This is a genomic window from uncultured Phascolarctobacterium sp. (assembly GCF_937920985.1).
In the GTDB taxonomy this organism is placed as follows: domain Bacteria; phylum Bacillota; class Negativicutes; order Acidaminococcales; family Acidaminococcaceae; genus Phascolarctobacterium_A.
The window spans coordinates 77,533-103,274 of record NZ_CALDXR010000019.1; the positions used below are offsets into that span (position 1 = coordinate 77,533).

General features: G+C 47.1%; 24 protein-coding genes. 16 read left to right on the plus strand and 8 right to left on the minus strand.

The genetic code is table 11. The features are described 5' to 3' along the window. Nucleotides 1-567 precede the first annotated feature (567 nt). Complete coding sequence (locus Q0612_RS03385; RefSeq protein ID WP_298880750.1) at nucleotides 568-1,017, minus strand: hypothetical protein; 450 nt, start codon at nucleotides 1,015-1,017, stop codon at nucleotides 568-570. A gap of 203 nt (nucleotides 1,018-1,220) precedes the next feature. On the opposite strand from Q0612_RS03385, the gene Q0612_RS03390 reads away from it, so the two are divergent. Further along, nucleotides 1,221-1,859, plus strand: a complete 639-nt coding sequence (locus tag Q0612_RS03390) for an isochorismatase family protein (RefSeq protein WP_298880752.1) — start codon at nucleotides 1,221-1,223, stop codon at nucleotides 1,857-1,859. Between the two features lie 58 nt (nucleotides 1,860-1,917). On the opposite strand, the gene Q0612_RS03395 is transcribed toward Q0612_RS03390, so the two are convergent. Beyond that, nucleotides 1,918-3,144, minus strand: coding sequence for a M24 family metallopeptidase (locus Q0612_RS03395; protein ID WP_298880755.1), 1,227 nt, complete (start codon nucleotides 3,142-3,144; stop codon nucleotides 1,918-1,920). A gap of 43 nt (nucleotides 3,145-3,187) precedes the next feature. Continuing rightward, entirely contained in the window at nucleotides 3,188-3,997 is an 810-nt protein-coding gene (locus tag Q0612_RS03400) for an HAD-IIA family hydrolase (RefSeq protein ID WP_298880758.1), read from the minus strand. A gap of 332 nt (nucleotides 3,998-4,329) precedes the next feature. Here Q0612_RS03400 and Q0612_RS03405 point away from each other — a divergent pair, with 332 nt between their 5' ends. Both Q0612_RS03405 and Q0612_RS03410 read left to right on the plus strand, forming a co-directional pair. After that, complete coding sequence (locus Q0612_RS03405) at nucleotides 4,330-5,628, plus strand: ATP-binding protein (RefSeq protein WP_298880761.1); 1,299 nt, start codon at nucleotides 4,330-4,332, stop codon at nucleotides 5,626-5,628. Nucleotides 5,629-5,700: 72 nt separating this feature from the next. Next, entirely contained in the window at nucleotides 5,701-6,348 is a 648-nt protein-coding gene (locus Q0612_RS03410) for an HAD family hydrolase (RefSeq protein ID WP_298880764.1), read from the plus strand. 42 nt (nucleotides 6,349-6,390) lie between these two features. Here Q0612_RS03410 and Q0612_RS03415 read toward each other — a convergent pair whose 3' ends face one another. The 3 genes from Q0612_RS03415 to Q0612_RS03425 all read right to left on the minus strand — a co-directional run bounded on the left by Q0612_RS03415 (nucleotide 6,391) and on the right by Q0612_RS03425 (nucleotide 10,127). Next, nucleotides 6,391-7,317 carry an alpha/beta hydrolase gene (locus Q0612_RS03415; protein ID WP_298880768.1) on the minus strand — a complete coding sequence of 309 codons (927 nt, stop codon included), beginning with the start codon at nucleotides 7,315-7,317 and terminating at the stop codon, nucleotides 6,391-6,393. 247 nt (nucleotides 7,318-7,564) lie between these two features. Next, a complete protein-coding gene (locus Q0612_RS03420; protein ID WP_298880770.1) occupies nucleotides 7,565-8,503 on the minus strand; it encodes a peptidoglycan DD-metalloendopeptidase family protein in 939 nt (312 codons plus the stop codon). A 13-nt stretch (nucleotides 8,504-8,516) separates the two neighbouring features. Then, nucleotides 8,517-10,127: a polysaccharide biosynthesis protein gene (locus tag Q0612_RS03425; protein ID WP_298880773.1), complete on the minus strand. Its 1,611-nt coding sequence runs from the start codon at nucleotides 10,125-10,127 to the stop codon at nucleotides 8,517-8,519. A 177-nt stretch (nucleotides 10,128-10,304) separates the two neighbouring features. Between Q0612_RS03425 and Q0612_RS03430 the strand changes: the two genes are divergently transcribed. From Q0612_RS03430 to hemL, 8 genes are all read left to right on the plus strand, one after another. Continuing rightward, complete coding sequence (locus Q0612_RS03430) at nucleotides 10,305-10,916, plus strand: hypothetical protein (protein WP_298880776.1); 612 nt, start codon at nucleotides 10,305-10,307, stop codon at nucleotides 10,914-10,916. Nucleotides 10,917-11,077: 161 nt separating this feature from the next. Next, a complete protein-coding gene (locus Q0612_RS03435; protein WP_021720205.1) occupies nucleotides 11,078-11,623 on the plus strand; it encodes an NADH peroxidase in 546 nt (181 codons plus the stop codon). A gap of 269 nt (nucleotides 11,624-11,892) precedes the next feature. Next, complete coding sequence (locus Q0612_RS03440; protein WP_298880780.1) at nucleotides 11,893-12,555, plus strand: bifunctional precorrin-2 dehydrogenase/sirohydrochlorin ferrochelatase; 663 nt, start codon at nucleotides 11,893-11,895, stop codon at nucleotides 12,553-12,555. After that, complete coding sequence (hemA, locus tag Q0612_RS03445; RefSeq protein ID WP_293828946.1) at nucleotides 12,509-13,813, plus strand: glutamyl-tRNA reductase; 1,305 nt, start codon at nucleotides 12,509-12,511, stop codon at nucleotides 13,811-13,813. Before Q0612_RS03440 ends, hemA begins: the two co-directional genes overlap by 47 nt. Further along, nucleotides 13,785-14,705, plus strand: coding sequence for a hydroxymethylbilane synthase (gene hemC / locus Q0612_RS03450; RefSeq protein ID WP_298880783.1), 921 nt, complete (start codon nucleotides 13,785-13,787; stop codon nucleotides 14,703-14,705). Before hemA ends, hemC begins: the two co-directional genes overlap by 29 nt. A 13-nt stretch (nucleotides 14,706-14,718) precedes the next feature. After that, nucleotides 14,719-16,236, plus strand: coding sequence for a uroporphyrinogen-III C-methyltransferase (gene cobA, locus Q0612_RS03455; RefSeq protein ID WP_298880785.1), 1,518 nt, complete (start codon nucleotides 14,719-14,721; stop codon nucleotides 16,234-16,236). Between the two features lie 14 nt (nucleotides 16,237-16,250). After that, entirely contained in the window at nucleotides 16,251-17,240 is a 990-nt protein-coding gene (hemB, locus tag Q0612_RS03460; protein WP_298880787.1) for a porphobilinogen synthase, read from the plus strand. Nucleotides 17,241-17,252: 12 nt separating this feature from the next. Beyond that, nucleotides 17,253-18,551, plus strand: coding sequence for a glutamate-1-semialdehyde 2,1-aminomutase (gene hemL, locus Q0612_RS03465; RefSeq protein ID WP_298880789.1), 1,299 nt, complete (start codon nucleotides 17,253-17,255; stop codon nucleotides 18,549-18,551). A gap of 97 nt (nucleotides 18,552-18,648) precedes the next feature. On the opposite strand, the gene Q0612_RS03470 is transcribed toward hemL, so the two are convergent. Continuing rightward, nucleotides 18,649-19,206, minus strand: a complete 558-nt coding sequence (locus tag Q0612_RS03470) for a hypothetical protein (protein WP_298880793.1) — start codon at nucleotides 19,204-19,206, stop codon at nucleotides 18,649-18,651. A 366-nt stretch (nucleotides 19,207-19,572) separates the two neighbouring features. On the opposite strand from Q0612_RS03470, the gene Q0612_RS03475 reads away from it, so the two are divergent. Further along, nucleotides 19,573-20,010, plus strand: a complete 438-nt coding sequence (locus tag Q0612_RS03475; RefSeq protein WP_293828952.1) for an Rrf2 family transcriptional regulator — start codon at nucleotides 19,573-19,575, stop codon at nucleotides 20,008-20,010. Between the two features lie 118 nt (nucleotides 20,011-20,128). Here the strand turns inward: Q0612_RS03475 and cysK are convergent, their stop codons facing one another. Further along, a complete protein-coding gene (gene cysK / locus Q0612_RS03480) occupies nucleotides 20,129-21,058 on the minus strand; it encodes a cysteine synthase A (protein WP_367181685.1) in 930 nt (309 codons plus the stop codon). Between the two features lie 406 nt (nucleotides 21,059-21,464). Between cysK and Q0612_RS03485 the strand changes: the two genes are divergently transcribed. The 4 genes from Q0612_RS03485 (at nucleotide 21,465) to rbr (ending at nucleotide 25,552) form a co-directional block, all read left to right on the plus strand. Then, on the plus strand, nucleotides 21,465-22,607 hold the full coding sequence (locus tag Q0612_RS03485; RefSeq protein ID WP_298880795.1) for a cysteine desulfurase family protein: 1,143 nt from the start codon (nucleotides 21,465-21,467) through the stop codon (nucleotides 22,605-22,607). Nucleotides 22,608-22,611: 4 nt separating this feature from the next. Beyond that, nucleotides 22,612-23,691 carry a [FeFe] hydrogenase H-cluster radical SAM maturase HydE gene (gene hydE / locus Q0612_RS03490; RefSeq protein ID WP_298880798.1) on the plus strand — a complete coding sequence of 360 codons (1,080 nt, stop codon included), beginning with the start codon at nucleotides 22,612-22,614 and terminating at the stop codon, nucleotides 23,689-23,691. Further along, a complete protein-coding gene (mnmA, locus tag Q0612_RS03495; protein WP_298880802.1) occupies nucleotides 23,688-24,761 on the plus strand; it encodes a tRNA 2-thiouridine(34) synthase MnmA in 1,074 nt (357 codons plus the stop codon). The genes hydE and mnmA overlap by 4 nt, the downstream gene beginning before the upstream one ends. 251 nt (nucleotides 24,762-25,012) lie before the next feature. Further along, nucleotides 25,013-25,552, plus strand: coding sequence for a rubrerythrin (gene rbr / locus Q0612_RS03500; protein WP_009146377.1), 540 nt, complete (start codon nucleotides 25,013-25,015; stop codon nucleotides 25,550-25,552). Nucleotides 25,553-25,742: the final 190 nt, after the last annotated feature.

The window sequence follows — 25,742 nt, forward strand, 5'->3', positions numbered from 1 at the left end:
CATATATACTAATTACTTTAGCTGTTATATCTAATTTATTATAAAAATTATTTCCTAAATTATCTTTAATAACATTATATTTTTGGCTATCGTTATCAATCAGATCATGTTAGCTATAGGAAAATATCGCTGCCACAATGGAATATTAATCATATCATTGTAATAAAACCCAAGAATCATTATAAACAGAAAATATATTATTACTCTTCTCATTTGTTTAAGATACCACCTGCTGTTTTTATATAAAATAATAGACCTGCATAATCTAATGTATCTTTCAATTTTTCTTGTTCAAAGTTGATTGTTACTTATATTAGTAGTATTGCCAAAGACATCTTCTCTCTTTAAAGTAACAGTATGATTTTCAAGAGATATTTCTTTGATAAGGCATTAATGTACCTATACTATTTTCTTCATATTGTGCTGGAAATTACCTCGCCTTCTAAATCAGTATTTTTTCCAATGCCAAAGCCACCTTTACCTGCGTAAATACCGCTTTGGTCTGTAACGCTTTCATATTTGCTATCAACATTATCCTTGCTAACATTGCCACTAATTCCAACAAATTTAGCTTTGATATTCCTCAAGATTATCCATTATTTTTTTAATTATACTATCAAATTGAGAATCAAAGTCTTCCCTCTTTATTTTAAATTCAAAACCACTTACTGCACTTCCGAAAGACTTGGTAGCTTTTTTCCTTTGAAGCATTTTTATATAATATTCTTGGTTTTCTTCTATATAAGTCACCTCAACAATATAGTGCATATTAAAAAAACGATTCCATGTTTTGTATTTTGTGAGTTTAAATGGATCAAGATTTTCTTTATCTTCACTTTTATATTCAGCTAAACTGAATTTTATGCATTTAATTACTGTCTCCTTTAAAGATTCATTGCTGATATTATCGATAATTTTTCCTATGCTTCTGCTAAACCCAATAGTAGTAACGTGATATATCAAAATAGATATTTCACCTGTGTTTTTTTCTATATATATGTTTAATAATCCTTTCATTTTGCCACCTACTCTACAATAGCGATATTTGTATTATTTTCGGCAGCAAGGTCGGCTTTTCCTGCTTCACTGGCTACGTTGCCACCTTTTATATTAATATCGTTACCACTTGCAATGCTGGTAGCAAAAGTATTTTCCCTATTGCTAAAATCACTGCGGTATACTACAATAAGTCTAAATTAAAACAGAAAGCAGGGTTCACTATGCAATTACCGGAAAAAAAATACATTGCCTCCTTTGATATTGACGCACAAAACACCTTCACCCCGGTCTGCCCCGACGAGCTGCCGGTTTCCGAAGGCGACACCATCGCTCCCGAGCTGAACGCCCAGGCGCAATTCGCCAGCCTGCGCCTCGCTTCCCGCGACGCGCACAGCCGTTGCGCGCTCTGGATCAGCGACGCTGAGCACGCTCCGCTCACTCCCATCAGCGGCTATCCCGATCTTGATATCCGTTGGCCGGCACACGCTATTATCGGCACCAAAGGCTTTGACTTCATCGACGGCCTCGATGAAGCGGCTTATGATTATCAGGTGTTCAAGGGCATTGAAGCAGATAAGCATCCCTACGGCGCCTGCTACCATGACCTGAAGGACACTCTTTCCACCGGTGCCATCGAATATCTGCGCTGCCATGGTATTACCACCGTTATCTGCGGCGGTCTGGCAACCGATTATTGTGTAAAAAACACTGTACTGCAGCTGAAGGCTGCTGGCTTCGATGTTATCCTGAACAAGGCTGCCTGCCGCGGCATTGCTCCCGAAACCATCGCAAGCGCTATGCAGGAAATGGCTGCTGCCGAAGTAAAATTCGTAGAATGCGCCAAGGAATTAGCTGAATAAGAAACTTACAAAAAATGCTGCTGGCTTATGCCCGCAGCATTTTTGTTTTAACGTAATACTATTCAATTTCACGCAGTGCGTGTGAGCGACCGGTCAGCGAACGTGCGCCCTTTTCCGTAACCACATAGGTATTTTCCGTGCCTACCAGGCCTAAGCCCGGCAAAGCAATTTTAGGCTCTACGGCAAAGGTCATGCCGGGCTCCAGCGGCTGCTTAAAGCCTTTGGCTATAGCCGGCGCTTCATCCATCACCAGACCAATGCTGTGACCCAAGAATTTACCGCCGTTCATAAACGCATCACCGTAGACATTATCAAACTTTTCCATAGTGCGCAAATACAGGTTTTCAATCGGCTCACCAGGAACCATCATGGACACTACCTCTTGCTCCAGCTCCAGGCAACGCTCCTGTGCCGCCAAAAGCCTTGCACATTGCTCATCCTTTTGCAGACTGCCGAAATAATATACAACAGTCTTATCCGTATGATAACCATCAAAGCCGCAGGGAACATCAAGATAAACCAATCGACCGGACTGCAGCTTGCGGAAAGCATTGCCTATGGATTGCACCGCTATACAGGTGCCACCGGTACCGCCGGGGCCGTCAAAGCCGGTGCGTACTAAACCGCTCTTGCCAAAAGAAGCCAAACCGACAACCTCCTCGCCCAAGGACTGGTTAAAGCGCGCCGTTCCGTGTGAACCGCGCTGCACCATCTCGCTATAAAGCTCAATGGCCAGCTGCGCTTCACTGATGCCTGCATGAATCAGCTTCGGAGCAACAACGTCCAGCACTGTTTCGTGAATAGCGCCGGAGTGTTCCATCTGCTTCAGCTCATAAGCACTCTTGCGCAGACGCAGCTCCTGCAGCACTGCGTCAAAGGAGCCAACCTCTTCAAAAGCAAAATACTTATGCAGCATGCGCTCCCAATCAAGGGTAGCCTTCTTCGTTTCTACATACATAATGCGTGGCGCACTGCCATAATAGGCAGCAGCCTCACGAAAGCTGTGCATCGGACGGATATCGCTGAAATGCGATTCATTCACTGCGCGCTCATAATTACGGCGCACCCAGAAAATTGCATCCTGCGGACGAATCAGCAGCACGCCCTCCTGCATCGTACCCGTAAAATAATACATTGCAATCTTATGATTGACTGCAGCCATCTCCCAACCGGGATGCATTTCATCCATCAGGTGGCGAAACTTCTCCATACGCGCCTCCAGCTCACTGGCAGGCACAGGACGAATAGCATCAGTCAATACAGCAGTCTGCTCCAAAACAGCCATAGCAATACTCCTTTCGTTATCAAAGCAAAGTATTTATACGTTATTAACCAAGATATTGCAAAATTTCCTTAGCATGCTGTAAAATAATATCCGGCTTAATAGAACCATTTTCCACATCTTCCATGGTTGCCTCACCGGTCAGCACCATCACAGAAAGAATATCGTTGTTCAGGCCAAAGGCAATATCTGTCGCCAGGCGGTCACCCACCATAGCAATTTCCTCTTTTTTATAACCGGTTTTATCCAAAACCACATCTACCATATACTTATAAGGCTTACCGAAAATCAGCTGCGGCTTTTTGCCGGTAGCAGTTTTAATCAGCTCCAGCATTGCACCGGTATCAGGAATGAACTCGCCGCCTTCAATCGGACAGCGTACATCAGGATGCGTTGCAACATACGGCACACCCTTGTCAATCAGGCGGCAGGCGGTAGTAAGGCGGTCATAGGTAAGTGTCTGGTCAAAGCCGACAACTACATAATCGGCGCCCTCCTCCAGCGTATTCGTCAGCGTAAAGCCTGCTTCCTCAATCGTTGCCAACAGCTGCGGCGTTCCCAGCACAAACAGCTTCGCACCGGGTTTGTTCTTCTGCATCCAGTTGGTCAGTGCGTCTGATGAAATCAGGATATTCTCACGCGTAACCGGCACGCCCAGTCCATTCATTTTCTGCACATAATGCTCGTGGCTGCGGGAAGAATTATTCGTCAGCAGATAATATTCCTTGCCTGCTGCCTTTAATTTATCAAAAAAGCCTTCCATACCAGGAATCAGTTCGTTGCCCAAATTAATTGTTCCGTCCATATCAAAAAGAAAACATTTAATTTTCGCTAAGCGAGCGTAATCATAAGTCATGCCTTATCCTCCAAACTTAAATATAATAATATTATAAAGCATTTGCCTTTTTTGTGCTACAATAGACAAGGAAGAAAATCTGAAGCTCAAAAGGATGTTGACAGACATGAAAAATGATTGACAAAAAAATCTTTAGATTACTTCTGACCTATGTGCTGCTTGCTGATAGCTAATTACGGCAAATCTAGAAAAATATGCATTTTCTACAGAAAAACATCCTGAAAATCTGCATTTTTCTCTCTGAAATACCATGAAAATCTGCATTTTTGTTGAAGGTATGTAATAATACTGTTATAATAAAAGCATAAACTTATGCTTTGAGGAGGATGAAAATGCTTAAGCGGAAGTTTTTGGATGCACTTGTACAGTGGAAAGAAAATAAACAGCAAGAATGTTTATTAGTCAAAGGTGCACGCCAAATAGGTAAAACTTATATCATAGATTATTTTGGACGGAAGCATTATCGTAGTTATATTTATATAAATTTTATCGAGATGCCAAAGTTCAAAGAAATATTTTTGGGTGATTTGTCAGCAGATGAGATATATAAAAGAATTTCTTTGCTGCTTCCTGAAAGCCGCTTTCTTGAGCATGAAACATTGATTTTTTTAGATGAAATCCAAGCATGTCCTGAGGCAAGAACGGCATTGAAATTTTTAGCGCTGGATAATCGTTATGATGTTATTGCTTCTGGTTCACTTTTAGGTATCAGCTATAAAGAGGTCGACTCTATTCCTGTTGGCTATGAGAAGCAGATTACAATGTATGCTCTGGACTTTGAGGAATATTTATGGGCCTTGGGTTACACTGATGAGAAAATAGCGATTTTGCAAGATTATTTTTTGCTGAAAGAAGCAGTACCGCCTGCTGTACATGAGCAGATGTTAAAGCTGTTGCGTGAGTACATGGCGGTAGGCGGTATGCCTGCTGTAGTTAATAAGTTTGTCGAAACGCAGCATTTTGGCCTTGTACAGCAAGAACAGGAGAAAATACTTGCCAGTTATCAGGAGGACGTTTCTAAATATGCCAGCAATACAGAGAAGCCTAAGGTAAAAAATTGCTATTTTTCTATTCCTAAGCAGTTGGCTAAAGAAAATAAAAAATTTCAGTTCTCTGTTGTAGAGAAAAAGGGAACGGCTCGTAAATTCGAAAACAGCATTGAGTGGCTACGGGATGCAAATCTTGTTTATTTGTGTTATAACGTTAGTACGCCTGCTTTTCCTTTAGCTGCTTATGAAAAAGAGGATATGTATAAGTTGTATTTAGCAGATATTGGCCTGCTCATATCTATGTATGGGTATGATATGAAAAAGGCTATTATTGATGATACGCTTACCGGAGCGGCTAAGGGAGGTATTTATGAAAATCTCATTGCTGATATGTTGGTAAAGGGAGGACATAAGCTAAACTATTTCCGATCTCAAAATGGTGAAACAGAAATAGAGTTTCTTATTACTAAGGAGGCGCAGATTATTCCTGTGGAAGTGAAGGCTAATAGGGGGTCTACCGTATCGTTGAATAGAATCTTAGAGCAGACACAGATTCCTTATGGCTATAAGCTTATTTCCGGGAATGTTGGCGTTAATGACAAAAAAATAGTATTGCCATTGTATATGGCTATGTTTTTATAAGCTGTTGCATTTTTTGTTTACCCACAAACTGTGATAAAAAGCCAATTTAAAGATATTATAGGGAGTTAAACCATGAAATATACAACAATTATTTTCGATCTTGACGGTACCTTACTCAACACATTGGCAGATTTAGCTGCCGCTACCAACTATGCTTTAGCAGAGCACAAGCTGCCAAAGCGCACCACAGACGAGGTGCGCCTGTTTGTCGGCAATGGCATCCGCAAGCTGATTGAGCGTGCAGTACCGGCTGACACACCTGCAGAGCTGCAGGAGGAGGTCTTTGCCAGCTTCAACAGATACTATAAGCAGCACTGCGCCGACAGCACCCGCCCCTATGACGGCGTGCCGCAGCTTTTGCAGCAGCTGCGCGCTGCAGGCTGCCGCACCGCCATTGTTTCCAACAAAGCGAATTACGGCGTACAGGCGCTGGCTAAGCAATATTTTGACGGCCAGCTCGACGCTGCCTGCGGCGAGCGCGCCGGCATCGCCAAAAAGCCTGCGCCGGATATGCTGCTGGCAATCATGCAGCAATTAAACGCTAAGCCTGCAAGCACTATCTATATCGGTGATTCGGATACCGACATTGCCACAGCAAGCAATGCAGGCGTAGCCTGCATCGGCGCCTGCTGGGGCTTCAGAGGCCGCGCCTTTTTAGAAGCGCACGGTGCCAAGCTGCTGGCTGAAAACGTGAGCGATATCTGGGAGCTTATAAAGTAAAAGAGACTGCCGCAAGGCAGTCTCTTTTACTTTATAACTAATTTACGCCAAGCAATCATCCATAAATTTAATCAGACCAGCTTCTACTTCATCGCGCAAGCACAGCTCATTGTGAATCTCATGACGGAAGCCCGGATATGGCTTTACAGAAACCTTATGTCCGGTTTTTGCCAGCAGATTTGCTACATGATACAAGCCCTCGCCGTAATTACCGCAAGGATCCTGATCACCGGCAATCAGATAGCTGGGAATATTTTGCGGCACCTTGGCAGCCCACTCATCATTTTCAATATAATGATACAGCTGCACGAAATCATAGCACAGCTCCAGCGTAGTATCAAAGGTATTGAACATATCGCCTGCATGGTCCTCAACAATGCGTGGATCTGTTGCAATCCAGTCTGCCGGACCGTTGGGATTTTCCACTCTGTCCGTCATCCCGCAGAAAACACGCTCAAACCAGACCCCGCAGGGTTGATACGGATCTGCCTCATAGGCAGCCTTGAATTCCGCATTAACATAGGCATCCTCACAGCCCTGCCACTGCGAGCAGACACCGCACAGCATCATACCTTTGATATCCTCACCGTAGATTGACGCATAAGCACGCGCCAGCATAGAACCCCAGCTATGGCCGAAAACGAAATACGGCAGCTCAGGATAAGCCTCTTTAGCAATATCATGCAAAGCCTTTTCATCCTTCAGGTAAGTCATATAGCCACCGGAATGCGGGTCACCCAAGGTGCCTCCGTCATAGCCGGTTTTACCGTGACCGAGATGGTCATCAGCAAACACTACAAAGCCTGCTTCGTTAAATTTGCTAATCATATGCAGATAGCGGCGTGAATGCTCACCATAGCCGTGAATCAGCTGTACAATAGCTTTCGGTTGACCTAAAGGACTGTAGGACCAGGCCTTGATGGTATCTCTGCCGTTGGCAGAAGGGAAGGAAATTTCTCTGATAGACATAATGCGGACCTCCTCGCCTGTAATTATTTATAATATTAAGATAATAATAACACCTGCATTTGCTGCTGTAAAGCAATAATAGCGCATAGAAGCATGTTTTACGTATTTTTTACAATCTGCTGCAACCATAGTTTCAACCAACGCCTACAAAAAACCACTACAACAATCCTGTCATAGTAGCTCACAAAAATCTATTTTTAATTTTACTGCTCAGCTATCTGCCGCAGATAGCAGCAATTGCCAGCCTTTACCTGTTTTTCAGCACATAGAACGGATCAATATTCTGCCCATCTGCCAGCACCTCGTAATGTACATGGGGACCGGTGCTATAGCCTGTACTGCCGACAAAGCCGATGATTTCGCCTTTAATGACCTTCTGTCCTGCAGCAACAGCAATGCCGCTCATATGTCCATAGGCTGTTTCATAGCCATTGCCATGATTGATACGCACATAGCGTCCGTAGCCGCCATTCCAGCCTGCCTGCTCAATCGTACCGGCAGCAGTCGCATAAATCGGCGTGCCAAAATCAACCGCTATATCCAGACCAGGATGCCAATCATAACCGCCCTCAATCGGACCGGTGCGCACACCGTAATTACTGCTGATAGTGCCGCCGTCTGTAGGCCATTTATCAGGGAAGGATGACATACCGCCACCGGAACCTTCAACCTCACTCAAAAGCTCACTGACAGATTTTTTTGTGCCATCAAGCATTTTTTGGATATTCGCATTCTGGGCTGTCAGCACAGCCATAGTACCATTGATATCCATTTTAGCAGGACCGCCCTTGCCTGTATAAGACGTACTGGCAGACGTTTCCTTGGCTGCTGTCGAATCCACCATACTGGTACTCTCGCCCAGCTTACTGCTGTCTACATCACGGATAATAGCACGACGCAGCTTTTTCTCCAGATTAGAGATTTCTGCCATATCGCGCAGCATTTTTTCATTGTCCTGCAAAAGCTTCTGCAGCTTTGTCTGCTGCTCAGCCTTATTTTGCTTATAAGCAGCATAATCAGCTGCTTCGCTGCGATAATCTGCCAGCTGATGATATAAATAGCCGGCTCCGCCGACCGCTCCAACCAGCACCAAGGCAGCAACAGCAACGCCAGCCTTGAGCTTAGCATACGAAAAACTTACTACCTTGCCATTAGGCAAGCGCAGCTCACAATTCCTTTCCTCCATTATTTTTATTACCTCACTTGAAAAGACCAAAGCGTTGGCCTACTGCCAACAATCTACGTCCCACAAAGGGCACGTTGTCCAAATCCTCTTTATTCAGACCACCGCAGGCCAGCAACGCCAGCGCGTAGACAGGTACAGCCGCCACCATAGCAAACAGTACGCACCACATACCCATGCTTTCCGTCAACATCAGCACGCCGTAAATTGCAGCGCCCATCACGCCAGAAGCAAAACAAGGGCGGATAATGCTGCCAACAGAGAAGCTATAGCCTGTCAGCTTATAAATAAAGCCCATATTGATAATCGCTGCCACGGCGAAATCTGCCACCGTCGCCATCGAAGCACCACGGATGCCCAGCTCCGGCACAGCAGTAAGATACCAGCTCATAGCAATTTTTACAATGCAGGCAATAATCATATTGATTACAGGGATTGCTGTGCGGCCCAGGCCTTGCAGAATACCTGTACTGATCTGATGCATACCTAAGAACAGAATACCGATACTCATCGTCTGAATCGCAGGTGCCGCACCGGGAGCGTTGTACACAAGCGCCGCAACCTTTTCTGCCAGACAATACAAGCCCATAAAGCAGGGGAAAGTGATAATCATCGCTACACGGAAGGCGATACGGATTTTATCACGAATTGCATCAAAGCTGCCCAACGCACGAGATTCGGAAATAGACGGCACCAGACTGATGGTCATTGCCGCAGTAAAAATTGTTGCCAGATTAACCAGTGGCACTGCCATGCCGGTCAGATAACCGAACAGCTCTGTCGCATGATGAATATCAAAGCCGGCTGCTTCCAAGCGCTGCGGTACAATCAGAAGGTCCAGGTTGGCACCAATCGGAAGCATCAGGCTGGTCAGCGATACAGGCAACGCCAGCTTCAGCAGACGCTTGATAATATGTCCGGCGCTTTCTACCGGCGCACTGTCATCCTGCTCCGCCATTTCCTTTTGCAGGTGCTGCTTCAGGCGACGATAGAACCACATCAGCACCAAAAGTGCACAGAACGCGCCTACGCCGGCGCCCATGCTGGCACCGCCTGCAGCGAACGCCAGACCGTACGGCATAAAGAGGTCGGCAAAAATGAGCATGGTAATAACACGCGTCAGCTGCTCGACAATCTCACTGACCGCCGTCGGCGTCATAATCTGCCAGCCCTGCAGGTAACCGCGGAAGCTTGCCAGAAAGGTTACAAAGAAAACAGCCGGAGCCAAAGCAATAATAGAATAATAAGCACGGCTGTCACGGATGATATGGTTATTAATCAACCAGTCCGCACCGAAAAACAGCGAGGACGAAAACAAAAGGCCACTTAACAGCAGCACTCGCAACGAAACATTAAAGACTCGCTTTGCACCGCGATAGTCCTTATTCGCCAGCTTTTCAGACGTGATGATGGAAATAGCCACCGGCACACCGGCACTCGATACAGTAATTGCCATCAGATAGATGGGAAAGCCCATCTGATACAGGCCAATGCCTTCGCCACCCAATACACGTGACAAAATAATCCAGTTTAAGGAACCGATAACCTTGACCACAATACTGGAAGCTGTAAGGATTAAGGTTCCCTTTAAAAATTTGCTATTAGAAGCTTTATTATCTGCGCTCATAAAATCCCCTTGTTTATAGATAGATATACATTATAATTATCCTCTTTTCCGCGCGAATTTACAAGTACTTTTAACAGATTTGTCATAAACACATCACTGCTTTTTGCTTGCATAACTATCTTTATATGCTAAAATTAAGTTAAGAGCAAAATTATGTTGTAAAAGGAGTGATACAAGATGAAATCCACACATGCTTTATTAGCTTTCGGCGCTGCAATCTGCCTGGCTGCTACCTGCAGCCTGAGCGCTTATGCTTCTCCGCTCAAAAATTATGATGCAGGCAAGGTAGCTATTGATGCAGGCATTACGTTGCCTTCCAGTCTCAAGGGTGACAACTACAAATTCAGCAAGTCCAACAGCACCTATCTTGGCGCAACTGTTGGTCTCGGTCAAAATACTGCCTTAAATTACAAATGGAACAACTACAAGGCTGACGAAGCGAAAACCCGCGCCCAGCAATTCAACCTTATGTACAAGGTGCTGCCGGGTATTTCCGCTTACGCAGGTTATCTGAATGCTGATACCTCCGGTTATGTTGGCGGCAAAACCAAAAACTCCGGCCAGGTTGGCCTGCAGGCAGCCTATGATATTCCCGCACTCTTCACCGTTTGGGGTAATGTAGGCTACGGCAACAGAAACAGCGGCTACGAAATCGGCATCAGCAAGCCTATCCTGAACAATCTGGAAGTAAACGCTTCCTACTATAATCAGACATTTGATGATGCCTTCGGCGAAGACCTCGACATGAAGGCTAAAGGTGTTAACCTGGGCTTAACTCTCAAATTTTAATTTGTCAGCTACGGCTAACTAAATTAAAATGAAAACTAACGGATAATTATTATTGACAACTCTTACAGCTTGTGTTATTATATAAGTGTCAAGGGCACACAAGTTGTGCAAGTAAAAAATAAAATTAAGCAATGCAATATAAAATCATGGAGGGAAATAATATGAAAAAATTTGTATGTCAAGTATGTGGTTATGTATATGAAGGCGAAGCTGCTCCGGCAAAATGCCCGCAATGTGGTGCTCCCGCTTCCAAATTCCAGGAAATGGCTGCTGAAATGGGCTGGGCTGCTGAACACGTTGTAGGTATCGCTTCCGACGTTCCTGAAGATATCAAAGCTGACCTGCGTGCTAACTTCAACGGCGAATGCTCCGAAGTTGGTATGTACCTGGCTATGAGCCGCGTAGCTTTCCGCGAAGGCTATCCGGAAATCGGCCTGTACTGGGAAAAAGCTGCTTTCGAAGAAGCTGAACATGCTGCTAAATTTGCAGAACTGCTGGGCGAAGTTGTAACCGACTCCACCAAAAAGAACCTGGAAATGCGTGTAGAAGCTGAAAACGGTGCAACCGCTGGTAAAACCGACCTGGCTAAACGCGCTAAAGCTCTGAACTTGGATGCTATCCATGACACCGTTCATGAAATGGCTCGTGACGAAGCTCGCCATGGCAAAGCTTTCGCTGGCCTGCTGAAAAGATACTTCGGCAAATAATTAACCAATAAAAATTAATAAGACTTAATAAGGCTCCCGCTGGCAATCCAAATAGATTGCGGCGGGAGTTTTTGTGCGTTCAAGTCCCTCTTTTTTATCTTTTCCTGAATTATTTCACTCTTCTTCTATGTTCTATGCATTTTCTTATGTTTTTCGCACTTACAAAGCCTTTAATATCTTTATAATTTGCTTCAGATATGATATTATATAAAGGTTAGGAAACATCTTTAATGACACTCATTATCACGTTCCTAAAGGTGGTTAATTATATGCTTAATAAAACTAATTTTCATTATCCTGCAATGCTGCGTGTAGCGGACAAACGCTGTGTAATTATCGGCGGCGGCACTGTTGCCGCCCGTAAGCTTGCCACGCTTTTGGATGCCGGTGCCAATGTAACCGTTGTCGCTCCCATCTTCTGCGACGATGTGCAAGAGCTTGCCTCTGCGCAAGGCTGCACGCTCATCAAGGATTACTACAAACCTGAATATCTGCAGAACGCCTTTGTGGTTATTGCCGCCACAGATAATAAGGTCGTCAACAGGCAGATTTCAGACGCTGCTCCCTGCCTTATCAACAATATTACTGAACCGGAGCTGAGTAATTTCACTGTCCCCTCAGCTATCAGCGAAGGTGATATTACCATAGCGCTGGCAACAGGCGGTATGCCTGCCTTCACACGCTTGCTGAAAAAGCAGCTGGAGCATATCCTGACACCGGAGCTGGCTAACTTCAACAGCTTCCTGCTGCTGCAGAGAGAAGAAGTAAAGAGTATCGACAGCACGCCAGAGGAACGGACACAATTCTGGCGCAGTGTTTTAAAACAGGATTTACTAAATTTAGTTATAGCAGGTAAGCCTGCTCAAGCAAAGGAGAAGGTATTAGATGCAGTTAACAGTTTTAGGACTCAATCACAGAACCGCCCCCGTTGAGATCCGTGAACGTTTTAATTTTTCCAATGACAGGGTGGCAAGTATTCTGCGCCGTCTGCGCAATTACGATAATATTCCCGAAGCCATGCTGCTTTCCACCTGCAACCGCACCGAGCTGTACATGGTGATTGAAAATCCGCATGAAGCAATCCCCTTTATCAAATCATTGCTCAAGCATTTGGCAGGTGAACATTATCAAAGTGAATATTTTTATAATCTGAACGGTACGAACTGCGTAAAGCATCTGTTCCGCGTAGCATCCAGTCTGGACTCCCTGATTGTCGGTGAAGGCCAGATTCTCAGCCAGATTAAAAATGCTTATCAGATTGCCCGCAATAACGGTATGACAGATACGATTCTCAATACCATTATGAATAAGGCTATTGCCGTCGGCAAGCGCGTGCGTACCGAAACAAAAATTGCCTACAGCAGCGTATCTGTTTCCAGTGCAGCTGTTGACCTGGCCATCAAAATTTTAGGCGACTTGAGCAAGGCGCAGATTTTGGTAGTCGGTGCCGGTCATATGAGTGAGCTTACTGCACAGCATCTGTTGGACAAGGGTGCGCAGACTATTTGCGTCAGCAACCGTCACTACGAAAGAGCGCAGGATCTGGCAGGCAAATTCCACGGCACGGCTATTCCCTACCGTGCCATGTTCGAGCATGCCGCTGATGCCGATATTATCATTACCTCTACCGGTGCGCCGCATTACGTGCTTACCGTAGAAAATTTAGGACCGCTGCTGCCCAAGCGCAACGGCAGACCGCTGATTCTGATTGATATTGCCGTTCCGCGTGACGTCGACCCCAGACTGGCCGATGTTGCCGGCGTAACTATTTATAACATTGACGATCTGGAAGGCGTTGTTGATACCAATAAAAACTTCCGTGAAAAGGAAGCTCACGTTGCTGAACAGATTATCAGCGAAGAAATCGGTGCCCTCAAGGAGCGCCTGCGTTATTACACCATGCGCCCCGTTATGGTACAGCTGCATGATAAAATGAATTTCCTGCGCCAGAAGGTTTTGAAGAAGGCCTTCATTAAAATGCCGGAGCTTACCGACCATGAAAAGCGCATTATTGACCTAATGACTCAACGTCTGGAGCATAAATTTCTGCGCGAGCCTATGAAAGCTATGAATGCTGTAGCAGGTACTTCTGAAGAAGAACGCTATAAAAAAATGATGTGTGATTTATTTTTATTGAACGAAACCGGAGAGGAGTTTGGTGATGAAAGCAAAATTGACGATTGGGACTAGACAAAGTCTTTTAGCGCTTTGGCAAAGTAATCATATTGCAGCCTTACTGCGCAAGGAATATCCTGAATGTGAGGTTGTACTGAAAAAAATTGTCACCAAAGGCGACCGTATTTTAGACGTACCCCTGGCGCAAATCGGCGGCAAGGGCTTGTTTACCAAAGAAATTGAAGAGGATCTTTTAGACGGCACTGTTGACTTGGCAGTACATAGCCTGAAGGATATGCCTACCGTTCTGCCGGAAGGCCTGTGCCTGACAGCAATTACCGAGCGTGCCAACGTCGGCGATGCTTTTGTCAGCAACAAATACGGCAGCTTCGAAGAGCTGCCGCTCGGCGCTGTAGTCGGCACCAGCAGCCTGCGCCGCAAGGCGCAGCTGTTAGCTAAGCGTCCGGATTTGGAAATCCGTGACCTGCGCGGCAACGTTGATACCCGCCTGCGTAAGCTGGACGAAGGACTGTATGATGCTATTATTCTGGCAGCTGCAGGCCTGGAGCGTCTGGGCCATGGCGACCGCATCTCCAGCCTGATTCCTGCTGATGTCTGCCTGCCGGCTGTAGGCCAGGGCGCATTGGCAATCGAAGCACGTACCGAGGATAAGGACGTACGCGATATGCTGAGCTTCTTAAACGACCTGAACACCAAGCAGGCTACCGACGCTGAACGTGCCTTCTTAGGCTTACTGGAAGGCGGCTGTCAGGTTCCTATCGGTGTACATGCCGACGTTGAAGGTGAAAACATTCGCATTGAAGCAATCATTGCTGCTTTAGACGGCAGCACTATTCTGCGTGATACAATTAACGGCAAAGCTGATGATGCTGTCAGCCTCGGCCAACAGCTGGGCAAAAAAATGCTGGCTGCCGGTGGTCAGGAAATTCTGGCCGCAATTCTTTAAGGAGAGTGACATCATGACGAAACAAGGTAAAGTATATTTAATCGGTGCAGGCCCCGGCGACCCGGGACTTTTGGGACTCAAGGCTAAGGAATGCCTGCAGACTGCTGACGCTGTTGTTTATGACCGCCTGGCAGATCCGCGTATTCTGGCCTTCGCCCGCAAGGACGCAGAAATGGTTTATGTTGGCAAAGCCAGCGCTAACCACACCATGCGCCAGCCCGATATCAACAAGCTGCTGGTAAAGCTGGCTGCTGAGGGCAAGGTTGTAGCACGTTTAAAGGGTGGCGACCCCTTTGTATTCGGTCGCGGTGGCGAAGAAGCCATCGAACTGCGTGAAGCAGGCCTGCCGTTTGAATTCGTTCCCGGCGTAACCAGTGCTATTGCCGTTGCTGAATATGCAGGCATTCCTGTTACCCATCGCCATGTAGCAACCTCCTTCGCTGTTATTACCGGCCACGAGGATCCTACTAAAGGCGAATCCACCATCCATTGGAAGGGCCTGGCAACCTCTGTTGACACCCTCGTCTTCCTCATGGGCGTAGAAAACATTGAAAAAATCAGCCGCGAGCTCATCGCTAACGGCCGCAGTGCCGACTGCCCGGCTGCCGTTATCCGTTGGGGCACTCATCCTGAACAGCGCACTCTTATTACCACCTTGGGCAGAGCTGCCGCTGACGTTAAGGCAACCGGTATGAAACCGCCTGCTATCTTCCTCGTCGGCGAGGTTGTACGCCTGCGTGAGCAGCTGCAATGGTTCGATAACAAACCGCTCTTCGGCAAAACTGTTATCGTTACCCGCGCACGTGCACAAGCCAGCGCTCTCACCAAAAAGCTGGAAGCACAAGGCGCTAAAGTTATCGAAGCTCCGGCAATCAAAATTGTTCCGGCGGCAGATTACACTCCGCTGGACAACGCTATTGCCAGCATCAATGACTACAAATGGCTCGTCTTCACCAGCGCTAACGGCGTAGACTACTTCTTTGAGCGTCTTGGAGCAGCTAAGAAGGATGCCCGCGCCCTGGCTAACGTTAAGCTTGCCGCTATTGGCAGCGCCACCGCCAAGGCTCTGGCAGAGCACGGCCTCACCGCCGACCTCATTCCTTCCGCTTACAAAGCAGAAGAGCTGGCTGAAGCACTGGCAGGCGAAATCACCGCCGGTGACAAAATCCTGCTGGCACGCGCTAAGGTTGCACGCGAAGTATTGCCAGAATCCCTGCGTAAAATCGGCGCTATCGTTGACGTTGTAACTGCTTACGAAACCGTTGCCGACTGCGAAACCAAGGACGAGCTCATCGAAGCCCTTGAAAGCGGCGAAGCAAGCATCGTAACCTTCACTAGCAGCAGCACCGTAACTAACCTGCTCGAGGTTCTCGGTGACAAGAAGGAGCTGCTGAACAAGGCTGCTCTGGCTGCTATCGGCCCCGTAACTGCTGATACTCTGAAAAAGCATGGCTATACTCCGGCTATCAATGCCGCTGAATATACAATCGACGGCCTCATGACCGCTATCACAAATTTTTATAATAAATAAGGAAGTGTATCAAGATGAGTATTACCGGTTTTCCTGTATACCGTCCGCGCCGCACACGCGCTACTGAAAATCTGCGTGCAATGATCCGTGAAACCGAGGTTTCCGTAAAGGACTTAATCTATCCGCTTTTCGTCGTTCCCGGTGAAAACGTTAAACATGAAATTGAATCTCTGCCAGGCAACTACCATTGGTCTATCGACCGCGTTATGGAATGCGTTGACGAGGTTGTAGAGCTTGGTATTCCCGCTGTCCTGCTCTTCGGCGTACCGTCCTTCAAGGACGCTGTCGGCAGCAGCGGCTGGGATATGAACGAGCCTGTACAGCAGGCCTGCAAGCTGATTAAGGAAAAATATCCTGAGCTGGTTATCATTACCGACGTCTGCCTGTGCGAATACACCGAGCATGGTCATTGCGGCGTGCTGCAAAACGGCTGCACCGTCAACAACGATGAAACTCTGCCGCTGCTGGCTAAGGTTGCTGTTTCCCACGCTCAGGCCGGTGCTGACATGATTGCTCCATCCAACATGATGGACGGTTATGTTAAAGCTATCCGCGAAGCACTTGATGCTGCAGGCTTCAACCATATTCCTATTATGGCTTATTCCGCAAAATTTGCTTCCGCATACTATGGCCCCTTCCGTGCTGCAGCAGACTCTGCTCCATCCGCAGGTGACCGCAAAGGCTACCAGATGGACCCCGCCAACAGTGACGAGGCTCTGCGCGAAGTTGCTCTGGATATTGAAGAAGGCGCAGATATCGTTATGGTTAAACCGGCGCTGGCCTTCCTCGACATTGTACAACGTGTACACGAAACCTTTAACCGTCCGCTGTGTGTTTATAATGTCAGCGGCGAATATGCTATGGTTAAGGCTGCAGCTGAAAAAGGCTGGATTGACGAAAAACGTATCGTTATGGAAACCATGCTGGGCTTCAAGCGTGCCGGTGCTAAAATGATTATTACCTACCATGCGCTTGACGTAGCAAAATGGCTGCAAGGCAAATAAGGAGATATAACAATGGAACATACAAAATCTCAGGCTGCTTTTGAAGAAGCACGCCAATATATCCCCGGCGGCGTTAACAGCCCCGTGCGCTCCTTCCGCAGTGTCGGCGGTGTACCGCCGTTCATCTCCGGCGGCAAGGGCAGCAAAATCTATGACATCGACGGCAACGAATACATCGACTACGTTATGTCCTATGGTCCGCTGCTCATGGGCCATGTACCTGACTGCGTAACCGACGCTATCAAGGCTGCTGCTGAAAAGGGCACCTCCTACGGCGCTCCGACAGTTGCCGAAACCGAGCTGGCAAAATTAGTCTGCCGCCTCGTTCCGTCTATGGATATGGTCCGCATGGTCAACAGCGGTACCGAAGCAACCATGAGCGCTCTGCGCTTAGCACGTGCCTACACCGGCCGTGATTGCATCATCAAATTCATCGGCTGCTACCATGGTCATCATGACAGCCTGCTTGTAAAAGCAGGCAGCGGCGGCGCTACCTTCGGCGTACCCGACAGCCCGGGCGTACCTAAAGCAGTAGCGGCAACCACTATTACCGTACCGTTCAATGACCTGCCCGCTCTGGAAAAGGTTTTTGCTGAGCGCGGCGAAGAAATCGCCTGCGTTATTATGGAACCGACTCCGGGCAACATGGGCCTGGTACTTCCGCATGAAGGCTTCCTGGAAGGCGTACGTGCCATCACTAAAAAGTATGGCGCTCTCCTCATCTGCGATGAGGTTATGAGCGGCTTCCGCAGCGCTCAGGGCGGCAGCCAGTCCCTTTATGACATCGACCCAGATATCACCTGCCTCGGCAAGGTAATCGGCGGCGGTCTGCCTGTTGCTGCTTACGGCGGCAAACGCGAAATCATGCAAATGGTTTCTCCTGCAGGCCCGATGTATCAGGCAGGTACCTTAAGCGGTAACCCGCTGGCTATGGCTGCAGGTATTGCTGCACTCACCTACATGGAGCAGAACGATGTCTGCAACCGTGCAGAAAGCCTTTGCGCTATTCTGACCGGCGGTTTGGAAAAGGCCGCAGCTAAGGCCGGTGTACCTGTACAGATTCATCGTCTCGGCAGCATGTTTACCGTCTTCTTCAGCGATAAACCGGTAACTGATTTTGACAGCGCTGCAGCCAGCGATTTGGAAGCCTTCAAGATTTACTTCCACTCCATGCTGGAACAGGGCATCTATCTGCCTCCTTCTCAGTTCGAAACAAACTTTGTTTCCGTTGCTCATAGTCCCGAAGATTTACAAAAGACTATCGACGCAGCAGAAGTTGCTTTCGCTAAGGTTGCTAAAGCAAGAAAATAATAGCTAAAGCATAAAAATAAGCGTGCAGGCTTGCACATGCTGACATTCGTCAGCTGCAAACCTGCACGCTTTTAGTTTTAAATTTTAAAATCTCATCTTAGCCGCGAATCAGCTTAATCGAAGGCACTGCTGCTCTGACAAATTTCCACAGCAGTACGGAAATACTGCAATCCATAACAGAATGCAAAACTGTACCTGCACCGACCAGCACAATAACGCTCATTACAAAGCCATTGGACAGCTGCTCCGGCGTAAACATATAGCCGCTGAAGAAAAAGGGCGCTACCACCAGCACCTCACCCACAGCATGCAATACAGCAAGTCCCAGATTCAGACTGATACCAGCTACCAAGCTTTCCATAATATCAGGATAACGCTTAATGATATAAGCACCAACCAGAGCAAAAATAAGATGGGTTGCCGCACGCGCAGCAATAATCAGAGGTGTAGTTACAAAAAAGCCCATCGTTGTACCTAAGCAGACAGCTGCTGCCACCTTAGGCGAAATAAACATTGCCAAAAAAATTGCTACATGCGCACCCAAGGTAAAGGACATCGGCCCGATAATCACCTTCGGCATAACCATAGGAATAACAAGACCTATAGCGCACAGTACGCCAGCGAGAACAAGTTGATAAATATTTTTATGTTCCAAGAGTATTTCCTCCTCTCACGTATTAGCTAGTGATTATAGCACTATTTATGATAACTTGCAAGTACTATGTATCATTGATTTTTTTAAAATCAAGTTATTCACTTTTCCTGCCAAATTTATCCCGATAATTTCCCACTTATCCCCAGCTTTTCACAAAAGTTATCCACAGTGTGCATAACTTTTGTGGATTGGTGGATAAAAGCTGTACATTTTCTTTATATCTATCTCACTGACAATAAATACTTCCGCCTCCTGCCTATTATTCCACGTGTACAGCCTTCGCTATTTGACTTATTGGCAATAATAGCATATAATTTAAGTAGGTTTACAGATAATTACCCAGTTCAACTCAAAGGTGGAGAAATAATGAAAATATCAACTAAAGGACGCTATGCCCTGCGTATGATGCTGGATCTGGCAGAGCATCAGCAGGATGGCTTTGTTGCCCTCAAGGACATTGCCGCAAGACAAAACATTTCCAAAAAATATCTGGAGCAGATTGTTCCTATTCTGAATAAATCAAATTTCCTACAGGCCAACCGTGGCTTTCAGGGTGGATACCGTCTAGTCAACGCACCGCGTGAGTATACTGTCGGCAGCATCCTGCGCCTGACAGAAGGCAACCTTACGCCAGTAGCCTGTCTGGACTTTAACCCTGTAGGCTGCGAACGCCGCGATGAATGCATCACGCTGCCGCTATGGCAGGGACTGAGCAAGGTTATTGCGGATTACCTGGATAACATCACCCTGCAGGATATCCTTGACAATTACAAAGCGCGCAGCATTGATAATTATTCAATTTAATGCTTAACCGCCGGTTATATAACGTCGGCGGTTTTTTGCGCTCTAAATTAAAGAAAGCAGTCCGCGCAGACTGCTTTCTTTTGGTTAGGAAATGGGATGTGATATGTATTTTATCTGCTTATTCAGCAAATAACGGAGTGGAGAGATAACGCTCGCCGGTATCAGGCAGCAACGCTACGATAACCTTGCCCTTGTTTTCCGGGCGTTTTGCCAGCAGCGTTGCCGCATAAACAGCAGCACCGGAGGAAATGCCTACCAGCATGCCTTCCTTATGGGCAATAGCACGACCGGTTTTGAAGGCATCCTCGTTTTCAACAGCAATGATTTCATCATAAACCTTAGTATCCAAAGTGTCAGGAACGAAGCCTGCACCAATGCCCTGAATTTTATGCGGACCGGCAACACCTTTGGAAAGTACCGGGGAACCTGCAGGCTCTACAGCAACAACCTTCACATTTGGATTTTGGGATTTCAGGTATTCGCCTACACCGGAAACAGTACCACCGGTACCTACACCGGCAACAAAGATATCAACCTTGCCTTCGGTATCCTGCCAGATTTCCGGACCGGTAGAGGCTCTGTGGGTTGCAGGGTTAGCAGGATTGGTGAACTGACTGGGGATAAAGCTGTTCGGAGTGCTTTCTGCCAGCTCCTGAGCTTTGGCAATCGCACCCTTCATACCCTTAGCACCGTCAGTCAGTACCAGCTGTGCGCCATAAGCCTTCAGCAGGTTACGACGTTCAACACTCATGGTTTCAGGCATAGTCAAAATGATTTTGTAACCGCGGGCAGCAGCTACGGATGCCAGACCGATACCGGTGTTGCCGCTGGTTGGCTCAATAATAGTAGCCCCCGGCTTCAAAGCACCTTTAGCCTCTGCATCATCAATCATTGCTTTGGCAATTCTATCTTTGACGCTGCCAGCGGGATTGAAGTATTCCAGTTTGCCCAGAATCTTTGCTTCCAACTTGTTTTCAGCTTCGTAGTTTTTCAGCTCCAGCAGCGGAGTGCCGCCAATCAAATCAGTAATGCTAGTATAAATTGCCATAATAAATCGCTCCTTTGTCTTCATCTAATCAGTATATTATCGTTGTATAGTTTTTCTTTCTTATATTAACAGGTAACCAGAGTCAACATCGTGTATCAAAATGCAAGCTTTTCATTAGTATAATCCCTCATTTTCTCTGTTTTGTAATCTCTAGTAATCATAGTTGATTTATAGGTATTATTATACTGATTTTTTTCTGCCTGTCAACAAAAAGAATTAAAATTTTCTTCGCTTGACAAAAAAGCAGTCGTACTGTACCATATGAAACATATTAAGACAGTAGGAATTAAATTTTACTCAAAATACGCCCCAAAAAGACGCTGACTCTGTAAATATCGCGCCAGTAAGCGTATAATAGAAAAGTAAAAGCAGGATTTCCGCTATTGAAGGAGAATGTTTTACTATTATGAAGCAATTTATCTATGCAGATAATGCAGCTACAACTAAAATGAGTGACGTTGCCGTCAAGGCAATGCTGCCCTATCTTCAGGAAATATATGCCAATGCATCCAGTGTGCACCTTTTAGGACAGCAAAGCGCCGCTGCGCTTTTCCGCGCGCGCCAGCAGGTAGCGCAGGTACTGAACTGTGCGCCGAAGGAGCTTTTCTTTACCTCCGGCGGCAGCGAAGCCGATAACCAGGCGCTTATCAGCGCTGCGGCTATTGGCAAAAAGCATGGCAAATGCCACATCGTTTCCACTGCTATGGAGCATCACGCTATTTTGCATACGCTTGAAGCGTTGGAAGCGCAAGGCTTTACAGTGACGCTGCTGCGCCCGCAGGCTGACGGTATCGTCACCGCCGCGCAGGTAGCAAAAGCTATTACAGATACCACCTGCCTAGTTTCCGTCATGTACGCCAACAATGAAACCGGTGCCATCCAGCCTATCCGCGAAATCGGTGCTCTCTGCCACAAGCGCGGCGTACTTTTCCATACCGACGCTGTGCAGGCAGCAGGCCATCTTGCTATCGACGTACAACACGATAATATCGATATGCTTTCGCTTTCCGCACACAAATTCCATGGACCTAAAGGCATTGGTCTTTTATTTGCCAAAAGCAGCATTCAGCTTACAAGTCTTATCCGTGGCGGCGGACAAGAGCGCGGCAAACGCGCCGGTACGGAAAATCTTCCCGGCATCATCGGACTTGCCGCAGCGCTCAAGGACGCGCAGGAAAATATGCAGCAAAACACTGCTTATATCACAGGCCTGCGCGATGCTCTGCGCAACGGCTTAGATAAAATTGACGGCGCCAGCTTTAACGGCAACCGCGAGCACTGCCTGCCCGGTACAATCAACTACAGCTTTCAGGGAGTAAACGGCGAAGCTTTGCTTTCACTGCTTTCCAATGAAGGTATCTGCTGCTCGTCCGGCTCCGCCTGCTCCGCAGGCTCGCTCGAACCCAGCCATGTACTGCTCGCCCTCGGCCTGAGCCACGAAATGGCGCAAAGCGCCCTGCGCTTTTCGCTGTGCGAATACAATACCATGGACGAAGTCCAAACAATTATAACTAAAGTCACAGAAGCGGTAAACCGCTTACGGAGGTAAAAATATGCTGTCAACAGCTGCCAATTTAATAAACAAGCTCACCTGTGAGCACAATCTGAGCGACGCAGAGCTGTTGACGCTGATAACAAGCACTGAATCTGACATCAACAAGCTGCTCGCCTGCGAAGCTGATAAAATCCGCCGGCAGTATTATGGCGACAAGGTCTATATCCGCGGTCTGATTGAATTCACCAATTACTGTAAAAATAACTGCTACTACTGCGGTATCCGCGCCGGCAACAGCTGTGCGGAGCGCTACCGTCTGACGCAGAAGGAAATCCTGACCTGCTGCGCTGAAGGCTATAGGCTCGGCTTCCGCACCTTTGTGCTGCAGGGTGGCGAGGATGCATATTATACAGACGACAAAATCTGCGCCATTGTCAGCGCCATCCGCCAGCAGCATCCGGACTGCGCCATTACACTTTCCATCGGCGAAAAAAGCCGTGCCAGCTATCAGACATACTTCGATGCAGGCGCCAACCGTTATCTGCTGCGCCACGAAACTGCGGATGCGGAGCATTACGCTAAGCTGCATCCTGCCAGCATGAGCCTGGAAAACCGCAAGCGCTGCCTGTTTGACCTCAAGGAAATCGGTTATCAGGTTGGCTCCGGCTTCATGGTCGGTTCCCCCTACCAAACGCCGCAAAACCTTGTCTGCGACCTGCGCTTTCTGCAAAAGCTGCAGCCTGATATGATTGGCATAGGTCCTTACATTACGCATGAACACACACCGTTCAAGGATATGATAAGCGGCACGCTGGAGCAGACGTTGCGCCTGCTTTCTATCCTGCGCCTACTCTTCCCTTACGCACTACTGCCATCGACAACAGCGCTCGGTACCATCCATCCCAATGGACGCGAGCTGGGACTGCAGGCCGGCGGCAATGTCGTAATGCCTAACCTTTCACCGGTAGGAGTACGCAAAAAATACGAGCTGTACGCCAACAAAATCTGCACCGGCGAGGAGGCAGCCCAATGCCGCGGCTGTCTGGAGGCACGCGTAAAAATGGCAGGCTATAACATAGTAACCGACAGAGGCGATGTACGCCGCACTTTAGATAAATCAGAAGGAGAAAATTTATGAACAAGAAAGCACTAATCGCCATGAGCGGTGGCGTTGATTCCAGCGTTTCCGCATTGATGATGCTGGAGCAGGGCTACGAATGCACCGGCGTAACCATGAAGCTCTTTGCCAACGAGGATATCGGCGTTTCCAAAGCTAACAGCTGCTGCTCTATCGATGACGTAGCAGATGCCCACAGCGTAGCTGCCAGCCTTGGTATGCCTTACTACGTTTTCAACTTTGCCGACCGCTTTGAGCGCGATGTTATCGACCGTTTCGTTGACGCTTACGTTAACGGCAGAACGCCTAACCCCTGCATTGACTGCAACCGCTATCTGAAATTCGACCAGCTCTTTGTACGTGCACAGGAGCTTGGCTGTGATTACGTTGTCACCGGCCACTATGCACAAATCAGCTATGACGAAGCAAAGGGACGCTACCTGCTGCGCAAGGCTGTTGACCCTCTGAAGGACCAGAGCTATGTGCTTTATTCACTCACACAGGAGCAGCTGGCACACGCTATGTTCCCTCTCGGAGGTCTGCATAAGACACAGGTGCGTGAAATTGCCGAAAAGCATGGCTTCGTCAACGCTCAAAAGCATGACAGCCAGGATATCTGCTTTATCCAGACCGGCACCTACGCTGATTTCATCGAAGCACGCTTGGGACGAAAATTCAAGCCCGGCAACTTCGTAGATGAAGCAGGCAACGTGCTTGGCAGACATAAAGGCATTATCCATTACACCGTAGGCCAGCGCAAAGGCCTAGGCCTGGCGCTGCCGCAGCCTATGTACGTTAAAGAGATTGACACCAAGAACAACGCTGTTATCCTTACGACAAACGAGGGATTGTTCACCAAAAATGTTACAGCCAAGAATATCAACCTCATTGACTGCGACGCTATCACCGAACCGCGCCGCGTGAAAGCACGCATCCGCTACCACCAGCAGGAGCAGTGGGCAACCGTTACCCAGCCTGATGCAGATACGTTGCAGCTCGTTTTCGACGAGCCTCAGCGCGCTATCACCAAAGGCCAGTCTGTTGTTATGTATGACGGTGACGTAGTTGTCGGCGGCGGCACAATCGTGTAATACCCTGCAAATTAAAAGCATCAGTTGCTACAATAATTGTAGCAACTGATGCTCTTTTATTATACTCGTTCTGAATGAGTAATAATTTTACCAGTTGTCAGCAAAACCTTTTTAAGTATGATTAATATTTTCTTTATATATACATTGTTAACACTGACTCTATATGATAGAATATAAACAGGCAGATATAAAGCGAAACAATATTTTTCTACCGCTCTAAAATAAGTTTGCCAGAAGTAAGGAGGAATAATATGAAATCATTAAAAGGCACCAAAACCGAAAAGAACCTGTTGGAGGCATTTGCTGGCGAATCCATGGCACGCAACAAATACACCTGGTTTGGTATTGTAGCCCGCAAAGCAGGCTATGATCAAATCGCTGAATTATTTGAGAAAACCGCTAATAATGAAAAAGCTCACGCTTATATGTGGTTCAAGGAATTAGACCAGTTAGGCGATACTGCAGCTAACCTTTTAGCAGCAGCTGAAGGCGAAAACCATGAATGGACCGATATGTATGTAAAAATGGCACAAGAAGCTGAGGAAGAAGGTTTCCCTGAAATCGCAGCAAAAATGCGCGGTGTTGCAGCTATCGAAAAACGTCATGAAGAACGCTATCGTAAACTCTTACAAAACATCGAAGAAATGAAGGTTTTCAGCAAAGACAGCGGCCTGACCATTTGGGAATGCCGCAACTGTGGTCATATTGTAGTCGGCCCCAGCGCTCCGGAAGTTTGCCCTGTCTGCGCTCATCCGCAAGGTTTCTTTGAAGTACATATGGATAACTTCTAAGCTTATACATCTCCCCAAACGCATAAGAGAAAGTAGAAAAGTGTAGCGTAAAATTTACGTTGCACTTTTTCTTTATTTTCGTTTCAAAGCCAATACGCAATTGAAACGCAAATTTTTACGTTGCATTCTTGTTGCAAATCGAGTAGGAGACTGCTCATTATTTGAGCAGTCGACCTCTCACACCACCGTG

Coding starts and splice junctions, on each gene's coding strand:
- Q0612_RS03430 (WP_298880776.1), top strand. CDS start 10,305: ATGAAATCCACACATGCTTTATTAGCTTTCGGCGCTGCAATCTGCCTG.
- Q0612_RS03440 (WP_298880780.1), top strand. CDS start 11,893: ATGCTTAATAAAACTAATTTTCATTATCCTGCAATGCTGCGTGTAGCG.
- hemC (WP_298880783.1), top strand. CDS start 13,785: ATGAAAGCAAAATTGACGATTGGGACTAGACAAAGTCTTTTAGCGCTT.
- Q0612_RS03400 (WP_298880758.1), bottom strand. CDS start 3,997: ATGACTTATGATTACGCTCGCTTAGCGAAAATTAAATGTTTTCTTTTT.
- cobA (WP_298880785.1), top strand. CDS start 14,719: ATGACGAAACAAGGTAAAGTATATTTAATCGGTGCAGGCCCCGGCGAC.
- hemA (WP_293828946.1), top strand. CDS start 12,509: ATGCAGTTAACAGTTTTAGGACTCAATCACAGAACCGCCCCCGTTGAG.
- Q0612_RS03390 (WP_298880752.1), top strand. CDS start 1,221: ATGCAATTACCGGAAAAAAAATACATTGCCTCCTTTGATATTGACGCA.
- Q0612_RS03410 (WP_298880764.1), top strand. CDS start 5,701: ATGAAATATACAACAATTATTTTCGATCTTGACGGTACCTTACTCAAC.
- Q0612_RS03385 (WP_298880750.1), bottom strand. CDS start 1,017: ATGAAAGGATTATTAAACATATATATAGAAAAAAACACAGGTGAAATA.
- Q0612_RS03485 (WP_298880795.1), top strand. CDS start 21,465: ATGAAGCAATTTATCTATGCAGATAATGCAGCTACAACTAAAATGAGT.
- Q0612_RS03395 (WP_298880755.1), bottom strand. CDS start 3,144: ATGGCTGTTTTGGAGCAGACTGCTGTATTGACTGATGCTATTCGTCCT.
- Q0612_RS03475 (WP_293828952.1), top strand. CDS start 19,573: ATGAAAATATCAACTAAAGGACGCTATGCCCTGCGTATGATGCTGGAT.
- Q0612_RS03435 (WP_021720205.1), top strand. CDS start 11,078: ATGAAAAAATTTGTATGTCAAGTATGTGGTTATGTATATGAAGGCGAA.
- Q0612_RS03420 (WP_298880770.1), bottom strand. CDS start 8,503: ATGGAGGAAAGGAATTGTGAGCTGCGCTTGCCTAATGGCAAGGTAGTA.
- rbr (WP_009146377.1), top strand. CDS start 25,013: ATGAAATCATTAAAAGGCACCAAAACCGAAAAGAACCTGTTGGAGGCA.
- Q0612_RS03415 (WP_298880768.1), bottom strand. CDS start 7,317: ATGTCTATCAGAGAAATTTCCTTCCCTTCTGCCAACGGCAGAGATACC.
- cysK (WP_367181685.1), bottom strand. CDS start 21,058: ATGGCAATTTATACTAGCATTACTGATTTGATTGGCGGCACTCCGCTG.
- Q0612_RS03425 (WP_298880773.1), bottom strand. CDS start 10,127: ATGAGCGCAGATAATAAAGCTTCTAATAGCAAATTTTTAAAGGGAACC.
- hemB (WP_298880787.1), top strand. CDS start 16,251: ATGAGTATTACCGGTTTTCCTGTATACCGTCCGCGCCGCACACGCGCT.
- hydE (WP_298880798.1), top strand. CDS start 22,612: ATGCTGTCAACAGCTGCCAATTTAATAAACAAGCTCACCTGTGAGCAC.
- Q0612_RS03405 (WP_298880761.1), top strand. CDS start 4,330: ATGCTTAAGCGGAAGTTTTTGGATGCACTTGTACAGTGGAAAGAAAAT.
- mnmA (WP_298880802.1), top strand. CDS start 23,688: ATGAACAAGAAAGCACTAATCGCCATGAGCGGTGGCGTTGATTCCAGC.
- hemL (WP_298880789.1), top strand. CDS start 17,253: ATGGAACATACAAAATCTCAGGCTGCTTTTGAAGAAGCACGCCAATAT.